Genomic DNA, 10,445 nt, shown 5'->3' on the forward strand with positions numbered 1-10,445 from the left:
GGACGTCGATCCCCTGCGATTCGATCACGTCGCGGGCGAAGCCGATCTCCTCGCCCTTCGTGTCGAGCGTCCCGACGATGTAGATGCTCATCGTTCCACCCGCGGACGGGGCAACCGACGGGGAAGTGTGCGTCCGACTGTGTGTCCGAGTCGCTGTGGCGTGTGTTTGCGTGGCATGAGTACAGACCTACCGACAGCACAGAACATAATGAACATTCGGGTCGATCCACCGGTTCCCGCGAGCGGGGTTCACATGTAGATTTATTACGGTCTCCTCGTTACACGACGCTATTCATGGTCGACTCACCGGACTGGAATCGGACCGAGGTCTCGCAGTCCGTCCCGGACGCGTTCGAGGGACGGCTGCCGGAGGTGCTCGGGAGCCTCCAACGGCTCACGGGCATCGGGATGTGGTCGTACGACGTGCCGCGGTCGGAGCTCTGGTGGAGCGACGAGGCGAAGCGGATCCACGGCTTCGAGACCGAGGAGACACCGACGGTTTCGGACGTCGTGGGGCGATACGCGGAGACGGATCGGCAAGCGGTCCTCGACGGCCTCGTGGCCGCCATCGAGCGCGGTGAATCGTTCTCTCTCGGCGTCGGCTACGCCAGCGATCGGACGACGGAACGAACGATACGACTCTGCTGTGAGCCCCTCGTCGAGGAGGGAGCAACTGTCGCGTTACAGGGCGTCGTGAGGGACGTGACGGATATGAAACGGCAGGAGCAGCGGATCGAGATCCTGCGTCGAACGAGCCAAGAGCTCCGGAGCGCGAGCTCGAAAGACGAGGTCGCGGAGATTCTGGCGGACGCCGCGAAGAACGTCCTCGGACTCGTGAACACGACCGTCCGCCTCGTCGACGAAAACCGGAACGTCCTCCAGACGACGGTGGCCACCGAGGAGTGCCTGGAGCGAGCCGGCGACCGACCGAACTACACCGTCACGGAGGACACGCCGGCCGCGCGGACGTATCGAACCGGGGAACCGGTCATCCACGCGAACCACGATCAGACGGAAGACGACCACAGCCGCGGAGCCCTCCAGTCGGGGCTGTACGTCCCGATCGGGAGTCACGGCGTCCTCAGCGCCGGTGATGTCGTCGTCGACGCCTTCGACGAGTACGACTTGGAGGCCGCGAGTTTACTGGGGGAACTCGGGGCAGAGGCGATCACTCGAATCGGGTGGGTGAAGCGGTCACGGGCCATCTGAACGGCGTGCGAACGATCCTTCGCAGCCGACGTGGACCGGGGCGGTGATTCACATTATGAAAATTGTTATTACGGACGGCAGACACGATCACGTATGATCGGAGACGCAACCGGGCGACGACTCAAGACGACGCGTACCTCTCTCGAGATCCTCCGGCTTATCTTGGAACACGACGGACTCACGCCCGCCGAACTCGACACGATGGTCGACAGCTCGAAGAGTTCGATCTGTAGCCACCTCAACACGCTCGTGGACAGTCGCTACCTCGTGAAGGAGAGCGATACCTACCGAGTCAGCTTCAGAGTCGCCCTGCTGGGCGAGCGCGCGCGACACCGGTACCCGACCGGCGACGACGTCGAGGCGGTCGTCGACCGGCTGGCGCGAAAAACCGGCCAAGAGGCGAACTTCACGGTCTTTGAACACGGCCGACTACTCGCCTGCTACGGGTCCTCCGACGACGGGGACGACGAGACGGACGTTCGCTACCGGTCGGAGTACCACCTCCACAACACCGCCGCGGGAAAGGCGATCCTCGCCGAACTGGACAGGGATCGGGTGGAAGCCATCGTCGACGAGTGGGGGCTTCCCCGCGAGTCGGACGAGACGATCACGGATCGCGACCGACTGTTCGACTCGTTAGACGAGATCGGATCGCAGGGATACGCTCTCGTCGACGGCGAGTTCGCGCCGGATCTGGTCGCGATCGGCGCACCCGTCCGGGGCACCGACGGTAATATCGTCGGCGGGTTGAGTGTCGGCGGTCCGAAGTACCGCGTCGGGGTTTCACAGCTGGAACGCGAGGTCACCGAGGATCTGCTGACCGCCGTCGATTCGCTGGAGTCGCTGCTCGGCCCGTGAGGACCGAACGCGTTTTCGATATGTAAATTTCTACCACAGAATACATTTATAATAATCATTATATTGTGGGGTACCCCGACTCCATTACAGTACTACATATGTAATTCTATTCGAACAGCTCGTCCGATCGCAGCGCTCATTTGGGATATGTAAACGCTTCCGCCGTAGACCAGATCCAGTACAGAACAATACCGGCCAGTGAGGCCGCGGATCGGCGGGCGTGGCGAGACCGTCAGTCGGCCCATGGGGCTGTCTATTGACCCATTGTGATAGGGTGTTGCCCCACGTGGCGCGGGGACTAGCCGCGCACGCCGACCATAGTTTTATCTCTCGGCGGAGTGATCCGTCGATCATGGACGTTGGAGTCCTCACGGTCGCGTTGGGCGACGAACCGCTAGATCAGACGCTCGAATACCTCTCCGGCATCGGGGTCGGAACGATCGAACTCGGCTGCGGGGGGTTCGTGGGGGATAGCCACCTCTCACGGGAGGAGTACCTCGACGACGAGGCGGCACAGCGAGAGCTGCTCGATCTCGTTGCCGAACACGACCTCGAGATCAGCGCGCTCTCGACACACAACAACCCGCTCCATCCGGACGACGACCGGGCCGAGCGGGCAGCGACCGAGATCAGGGAGGCCGTGCGGCTCGCCGGCCAGTTGGGCGTCGACACCGTGAACACCTTCTCAGGGCTACCCGCAGGGAGCCCGAGCGGTGAGGTTCCGAACTGGATCACCGCACCGTGGCCGCCGGAACACGCCGAGGCGCTGGAGTATCAGTGGGGGGAGGTCGCGGTGCCGACGTGGACTGCCTTGGCCGAACACGCCGCCGACCACGGGGTGAATATCGGCATCGAGATGCACCCGAATATGCTGGCCTACGAGCCGACGAGCCTGCTCCGGCTCCGCGAAGCGACCAACGAGCGGATCGGGGCAAACTTCGATCCCTCACACCTCTACTGGCAGGGGATCGATGTCACCGAGGCGATCCGCTACCTCGGCGAGCGCGGTGCTATCCATCACTTCCACGCTAAGGACACCGGCCTGTACGAACACAACGCTCGGATACAGGGATACCTCGACACGAATCCTTACACGGACGAGCAGAACCGGTCGTGGCTGTTCCGCTCGATCGGTTACGGCCACGGAGAGAGTCACTGGAAGGACGTGGTCTCGACGCTCCGGATGGTCGGCTACGAGGGCGCGCTTTCCATCGAACACGAAGACTCGCTCACGTCCGGTCGAGAGGGATTAGAGAAGGCTGTCGACATCCTCAACCGAGCCGTCTTCGAAACGCAACCGGGTGATGCGTACTGGGCCTGAACCACGACGGTGACCGTCGGGTTCCTCGGTCTCCAGTCCCTCTCCACGTTCATATTTAGAATTACTGAAGTGTATCTCGATATCACTGTGGGTTGGAATGAGCATACCCTCTCTATCGAATGGTACTGTTCGGATCGGGACTTTGTTGAACTCTCAGCAGTTGATAGTGCTACTCTCTCGATTGCTCAGTACAGGTGACTTAGCGATCGATCCGCCAGATTGCGGTGGCGCGCGCCTGCGAGCGGCCGACAGGCGGCGAGCCAACACGCGTGAGGTCGCCGGCGGCTCTGCCGCCGGCTGCCAGAGAATCTTCGATTCTCGCTGGAGTCGGCCGACCGGAGCAACGCGGAGGGAGGCCGACGAGGCTGGGGCTTCGGCGGTCGTGTTCGCCCCGTTAGCGGCGATTCCGCCCTTGATAGCCTCTTCACCCTCAAAATACCCGACCTACAAGTAGCTCTCACCGAACAGCTGCTTCAGGCGAGAATCTGTCTGAAAGTACGATTTTAAGAGAGTCATTCGAACTCATCAGACCTATCATATCAAAATTCAATATTGTATTTAAAAATGATAGTAATACCAGATAGATCCGAGTTCCAAGCTTCAGTAACAGCCGCAGTATTGTCTTTCCGCTACAAATCACAGTAGATCTGGTCTATAGGTCCCCTGTGATAGTCGTTTTTGGCATGAATCACTTAAGATCGGCCTCGCTTCCTTCAACCTTTGTGGCTAAATCGCGGGTGTCTTTTCCTGATGATACCGACGGCCTCGAATCGAGTGCTCTCACCTCCTCGGTGACCTACAGAGAGATATCGTGTTCTCCGGCACGCGCTGATGCTCTCGGCGACACTGCTTGAACGAAGCAGTTTCAGAAGTGAACATAACCACTACATGGAACAGTAGATTTAATACTTTAAACCCTATGCTTAAACCATATCGATGGCTCAGATCTCGAAACCTGCCGTCCAAGTCGATGTCCGAAATATCGGTGGTATCGACGAAGCGTCGGTAACGCTCTCCGACGGCGTCTCGATCCTGACCGGCCGCAACGCGACGAACCGGACCTCCTTTTTACAGGCGTTGATGGCCGGGCTCGGCAGCCGCCAGAGTTCGCTGAAAGGCGACGCCGAGGAGGGTACAGTGACTCTCACGCTCGACGACGAGACGTACACGCGAACGCTCCAGCGCCGCGGCGACTCGGTGGCGTTCGGCGGTGACCCCTACCTCGACGACCCGGAACTGGCCGACCTGTTCGCGTTCCTGCTGGAAGACAATGAGGCGCGTCGGGCGGTGGCGCGCGGCGACGACCTCCGCGAGATCATCATGCGACCGATCGACACGGACGCGATCGACGCGGAGATACGCGAGTGCCAGCGCGAACGCGACGAGTTGGCGTCCGAAATCGAGACGCTCGATAGCCTCGAACGCGACCTCACCGATCTCGAAGCGGACCGCCGCGAAAAGGTCGAGGAACTGGAGGCGGCACAAGAGGAACTCGAATCGGTCCGTGAGGAACTCGACGACCTCGACGCCGGCGTCGAGGAGAGCCGGACGCGAAAACAGGAAATGGAGGAGGCGTTCCAGCGCGTGCGCGACGCTCGGTCGGCCCTCGACGACCTCCAGTTCGACCTCGAAACCGAGCGCTCGACGCTCGCGGAGCTGAAATCGGAGCGTGAGGAACTCCGTGAGACCGTCGAGGAGGCGGAGGAGCCGGACGAGAACCTGGACCGGCTCGCGGGCCGGATCGACGAGCTGCGTCGCCGGAAGCGGTCCCTCGACGACGACGTCAGCGAACTCGGGAGCGTGATCGGGTTCAACGAAGACATAGTCGACGGTTCGGGGATCGACATCGGCGAGGAACCGTCGGGAGACGACCCGACCGATGCGCTGACCGCGGGCGATCAGACGGTCTGTTGGACCTGTGGGTCCGAAGTCGAAGGCGAGCAGATCGAATCGACCCTCGACCGGCTTCGAGAGCTTCGCTCCGACAAGCTCGACGAACGCAACGAGATCCGCGCGGAAATTCAGGAACTCACCGACCAGCAGTCGTCGATCCGCGAGGCCCGGCGCGAGATCGAGCGCGCTGAGGATCGGCTCGACGCGGTCGGGACGGAGATCGAATCGACGGAATCCCGAATTGCTGATCTGGAAGAGCGAGTCGAGTCAAAACAGACGGAAATCGAGGAGTTGGAGGAGGAAGCGGAGTCAATCGACGTTGACGGCTACGACGAGGCGTTAGAACTCCACCGCGAGGCGAACGGGATCGAACTCCGTATCGAGCGGATCGAAGCCGAGATCGACGAGATCGAAGCCGAGATCGAAGAGCGCGAGAGCGCGATCGAGCGGCGCGAGGAGCTGGAGGCGGAGCGCGAGGAGATCGCCGACCGGCTGACGGAACTCCGGACGCGCGTCGACCGCATTGAGGAGAACGCCGTCGAGGAGTTCAACGAACACATGGAGACCGTCCTCGACATCCTCGACTACGAGAACCTCGATCGGATCTGGATCGAGCGTCGAGAGACCCGGGTCCGAGAGGGGCGTCGCAAGGTCACCCGGACTCGGTTCGACCTTCACATCGTCCGCTCGTCGCCCGACGGCACGGCCTACGAGGACACGGTGGACCATCTCTCTGAGAGCGAGCGAGAGTAACGGGGCTCGTGTTCGCGCTCGCGGGCTATCTCGTCCACGACGTTCACGAGACGGTCCCGTTCGTCCTGCTCGACTCGCTTGAGGCGATCGATTCGGACCGAATCGCACGCGTCGTCGACTACTTCCGGACGCACGCCGACCACCTCGTCGCCGCGCTCCTGCCGGAGGACGCCGCCGCGCTCTCCGAGGAGTACACCTACGTCGAGAATATCGACTGATCGGCCCGGTCGTAGACCGACTCGCAGGCGGGCTTCGTTCTCTGTCTCTTGAAGCCGAGAAGCAACCGGAGCAGTAGGAATTACACTACTACATTTGTAATTCCAGCAGCGTTCATAATATCAGAACAGACGATGGGGAAACCCACGGTGTCGTCACAGTTCGAGTGTCGTTGACGCACCGGCCACGTCGAATCGGTACGGCCCGGATTCGACGACGTGCCCCTCTCGGGGCTTATGGAAGCCGAGTCGCTCCACGGAGACCGACACCTCGACGCGCTCGCTCTCGCCCGCGGCGAGGGTCACGCGCTCGAACCCGACGAGCGACCGAACGGGCCGGACGCGAGACGCGTGTCGCTGTCGGGCGTACACTTGTACCGTCTCCGTGCCGGCACGGTCGCCAACGTTGAACACTTCGACCGAGACCCGGACCGTCCGGTCCGTCGGTGCGTCGTCCTCTCCGCTCCCGCCCGGCCGGGCCGCGACGCTCGCGCTCAGGTCCGTCGTTTCGAACGTCGTGTAGCTGAGTCCGTGGCCGAACTCGAACAGGGGATCGTACGAATCCGGGTGTTCGTCCGCCCCGATGGGCGTCGGATGCGCGAGCGCGTCGTGGTGTTGCGGGAGGTCGCCCTCGTCGCGCGGCACCGAGATCGGGAGCCGACCGCTCGGATCGTTGTCTCCGAACAGCGTCTCCGCGACCGCGACGCCGCCCTCCGTTCCCGGAAAGTACGCCATGAGGATGGCCGGCACGTGTTCGGCCATCCAGTCGACGATCAGCGGTCGCCCGGTCACGAGGACGCCGACGACCGGCGTTTCCGTCTCGTGTACTCGGCGGACGAGTTCCCGCTGCGACTCGGGAAGCCGGAGGTCGCTTCTGGTGGGCCACTCGCCCGTCTCGGATCCGGCCTGCGCTTCCGGCCCGAACTCGTGGATGTACCACCCCTCGCCGAGCGCGAGCACGGCCACGTCCGCGTCTCGCGCCGCCCGGACCGCCTCGTCGATGTCGATGGCCTCGTTCATAGTCGTCCCCGGCGCGTACGATACGGTCCCGGTGGTCGCGTCTGCGACGGCTTCCCGGATCGTCTTCCCGGGAACCCCCTCGTCGCGCCCGACGCTCCAGCCGCCCAGCTGGTTGACGAGGTCGTCGGCGTTCGGGCCGCCCACGAACACGTCCTCGTCGCCGGAGAGCGGTAGCAGCCCGTCGTTTTGCAACAGCGTCATGCTGTCACGTGCGGTTTCGAGGGCCCGCTCGCGGTGGGCCGGCGCGCCCAACGTCTCGACGGCGTCGGTCTCGTCGGCCGCGTCCTCGGGCTCCTCATCGAACAGCCCGAGGTCGAACTTTAGCCGGAGGACACGCCGTACCGCCCGTTCGAGTGTCGCCTCGTCGAGCCTGTCGTCTTCGATCAGTTCGACGACGCGGTCGGCGTGAGGCGTGTGACCGACCGACGCCACGTCGACGCCCGCGGTCCGTGCCTGTCGGACGCCGTCGGCGTGGTCGACGGCGGTGCGGTGGTCCTCGTGGAGGTGTCGGATCCCGTTCCAATCGGAGACGACGTGCCCGTCGAATCCCAGCTCGTCCCGGAGCAGCCGGTCGAGGTACGCAGCGGAGCCGTGGGAGGGCTCGCCGTTGATCGAGTTGTACGACGGCATGACCGACGCGACGCCCGCGTCGAGAACGCGCTCGAACGGGCGGACGAACGTGTTCCGAAGCTTGTACTCGGAGACATCGACTGGGGAGGCGTCTTCACCGCGCTCCGGTTCCCCGTACGCCGGGAAGTGCTTGGCCGTCGCGACGACGCGGTCGGTGGGGATGGCGGGACCGTCGGGATCGTCGGAACCTTTCCCCTGATACCCTCGAACCTTCGCGGCGGCGAGCGCTCCGACGAGGTGCGGGCTCTCTCCGAACGTCTCGAAGACGCGCCCCCACCGCGCGTCGCGTCCCACGTCGACCGTCGGCCCGTAGTTCTGATGGGCACCGGTTGCGCGCACCTCTCGCGCCGTCACGGCGGCCGCGGCTTCGACCCCCTCCGGATCCCACGTCGCCGCCGCCCCGAGACCGTTCGGGAACACCGTCGCGCCCGAGACGTACGCGTGTCCGTGGACCGCGTCGACGCTGAACAGCAACGGGATCCCGAGCCGGGTCTCCTCCCGGGCGTACGTCTGGAGTTCCTCGACTGCGGACACGGCGTCCTCGGGAGTCGTCGCGAGCGCGCCGCCCCAGCCGAACGGCGCTGCGAACCCGAGGTGGCCGTCATCGATCGCTTCCTTCACGTCGTCGAGGTCGTGCGTCTCGCGGAGCGTGCCCGCCCACGTTCCGGTCACCTGTCCGGCCTTCTCCGCCAGCGTCATCCGGTCGAGGAGATCATCGATCCGCTCGTCCGTCGGAGCGCCTTCCCGCTGGTACGCCGGCTGCTCGGGCCGATTGTCCATGGTCTACACCTGCCGACGCCGTTATTTAAAACTACCTCGGTGGCCTCTCTCGGGCGAGGCGATTACTCCATCGGTGCCTCTCCAGACCGATCTCTCCGAACCCGCCCTGTTCTCTATTACAGAACCCTCGTCCAAATATCGTATATTTGAAACATCGGTGTGAAAACACCGATTTGGAGTGTTTGACATATTCAACCACAGATATTCGGGCGGTGTTTTATACAATGATCGAGTCGTATATTCTGATATTGAGAACAAGGCGGTCGTCGTCAGCGTGTTCCGATACCGGCGATTCGTTGCCGTAAACACGCGCCGACACCCGAATCATTAATAACTGGGATCGAGAGGGAGGTGATAATGCGAACTGGTTCAGACGGCGGTGTCTCCGAGACATCGACCGACCGACGCGTCGACGAGCTCCTCGACCGGATGACGGTCGCCGAAAAGGCAGCGCAGCTCGGCTCCGTGAACGCCGACCGGATCCTGACAGAGGACGGCGAGATCGACGAGGCCGCCGTCGACGAGCACCTTTCGAACGGGATCGGCCATCTCACGCGGATCGGCGGAGAGGGTAGTCTTCCGCCGAAGGCGGCCGCCGAGCGGACGAACGAACTCCAAGAGTACCTTCGCGAGCAGACCCGACTCGGGATCCCGGCGATCCCGCACGAGGAGTGTCTGAGCGGGTATATGGGGCCCGCAGGCACGACGTTCCCGCAGATGATCGGAATGGCGAGCACGTGGTCGCCGGAGCTCCTCGAATCCGTCACGGACATCGTTCGCGGTCAGCTCGAAGCGATCGGCACCGCACACGCGCTCTCGCCCGTCCTCGACATCGCCCGTGACCTCCGATGGGGGCGCGTCGAGGAGACGTTCGGCGAGGACCCGTACCTCGTCGCGTCGATGGCGTGCGGCTACGTCGAGGGACTACAGGACGGCGGTGACGGCGTGACGGCGACGCTGAAACACTTCGCGGGTCACGGCGCGGGCGACGGCGGGAAAAACCGGAGCTCGGTCAACATTGGCCGCCGCGAGCTGCGCGAGACGCACTTGTTCCCGTTCGAAGCCGCGGTTCGCACCGCGGACGCGGAGTCCGTGATGAACGCGTATCACGACATCGACGGCGTCCCCAGCGCGAGCGACGAGTGGCTGCTGACCGACGTTCTCCGGGGTGAGTGGGGGTTCGAGGGCACCGTCGTCTCCGACTACTACAGCATCGAGTTCCTCCGGAGCGAACACGGCGTCGCCGCCGACGAGCGCGAGGCCGGGACGACCGCGCTCGAAGCCGGCATCGACGTGGAACTGCCCTACACCGACTGTTACGGCGACCACCTCGTCGACGCGGTCGAGGCCGGCGAACTCTCCGAGGCGACGCTCGACGCCGCGGTGCGGCGCGTCCTCCGCGCGAAGGCCGACGCGGGGGTACTCGACGACGCGACCGTCGACCCCGAGGCGGCCGACGAGCCGTACGGTACGGACGAGGCCCGCGAACTCACCGAGCGCGCGGCACGGGAGTCGATGACCCTGCTGAAAAACGAGGGCGACCTGCTTCCCCTCGTCGGCGAGGAGACCGACTCCGTCGCGGTCCTCGGACCGAAGGCGGACGACGCACAGGAGCTGATGGGCGATTACGCCTATCCCGCCCACTACCCCGAGGCGGAGGTCGAGCTCGACGCCACGACGCCGCTCGACGCGGTCCGCGAGCGCGCGGCCGATCACGGCTTCGACGTGACCTACGAGCGAGGCTGTACGACAACCGGCCCCGAGAC

Annotated in this window: 5 protein-coding genes and 1 pseudogene; 5 read left to right on the forward strand and 1 reads right to left on the reverse strand. The window is 63.8% G+C overall.

What is annotated here, in order from left to right:
- The first annotated feature begins 294 nt into the window (after window positions 1-294).
- From BN903_RS03200 to BN903_RS03215, 4 genes and pseudogenes are all read left to right on the forward strand, one after another.
- The gene (locus BN903_RS03200; RefSeq protein WP_048076345.1) at window positions 295-1,209 is read left to right on the forward strand and encodes a GAF domain-containing protein; all 915 of its coding nucleotides are present in this window, start codon (window positions 295-297) and stop codon (window positions 1,207-1,209) included.
- Between the two features lie 93 nt (window positions 1,210-1,302).
- On the forward strand, window positions 1,303-2,067 hold the full coding sequence (locus tag BN903_RS03205) for an IclR family transcriptional regulator (RefSeq protein ID WP_048076346.1): 765 nt from the start codon (window positions 1,303-1,305) through the stop codon (window positions 2,065-2,067).
- Window positions 2,068-2,419: 352 nt separating this feature from the next.
- Complete coding sequence (locus tag BN903_RS03210; protein ID WP_048076347.1) at window positions 2,420-3,388, forward strand: sugar phosphate isomerase/epimerase; 969 nt, start codon at window positions 2,420-2,422, stop codon at window positions 3,386-3,388.
- 936 nt (window positions 3,389-4,324) lie between these two features.
- A pseudogene (locus BN903_RS03215) lies at window positions 4,325-6,252 on the forward strand (archaea-specific SMC-related protein).
- A 153-nt stretch (window positions 6,253-6,405) separates the two neighbouring features.
- Here the strand turns inward: BN903_RS03215 and BN903_RS03220 are convergent.
- On the reverse strand, window positions 6,406-8,679 hold the full coding sequence (locus BN903_RS03220) for a glycoside hydrolase family 3 N-terminal domain-containing protein (RefSeq protein ID WP_048076348.1): 2,274 nt from the start codon (window positions 8,677-8,679) through the stop codon (window positions 6,406-6,408).
- Between the two features lie 357 nt (window positions 8,680-9,036).
- On the opposite strand from BN903_RS03220, the gene BN903_RS03225 reads away from it, so the two are divergent.
- A partial coding sequence (locus BN903_RS03225) for a glycoside hydrolase family 3 protein (protein ID WP_195155706.1) occupies window positions 9,037-10,445 on the forward strand: 1,409 nt, incomplete at its 3' end.

The sequence above is a fragment of the Halorubrum sp. AJ67 genome (assembly GCF_000513435.1).

What these genes read in the sequence shown, in the direction of transcription:
- BN903_RS03200 (WP_048076345.1), top strand. Translation starts at nt 295, where the DNA reads ATGGTCGACTCACCGGACTGGAATCGGACCGAGGTCTCGCAGTCCGTC.
- BN903_RS03205 (WP_048076346.1), top strand. Translation starts at nt 1,303, where the DNA reads ATGATCGGAGACGCAACCGGGCGACGACTCAAGACGACGCGTACCTCT.
- BN903_RS03210 (WP_048076347.1), top strand. Translation starts at nt 2,420, where the DNA reads ATGGACGTTGGAGTCCTCACGGTCGCGTTGGGCGACGAACCGCTAGAT.
- BN903_RS03220 (WP_048076348.1), bottom strand. Translation starts at nt 8,679, where the DNA reads ATGGACAATCGGCCCGAGCAGCCGGCGTACCAGCGGGAAGGCGCTCCG.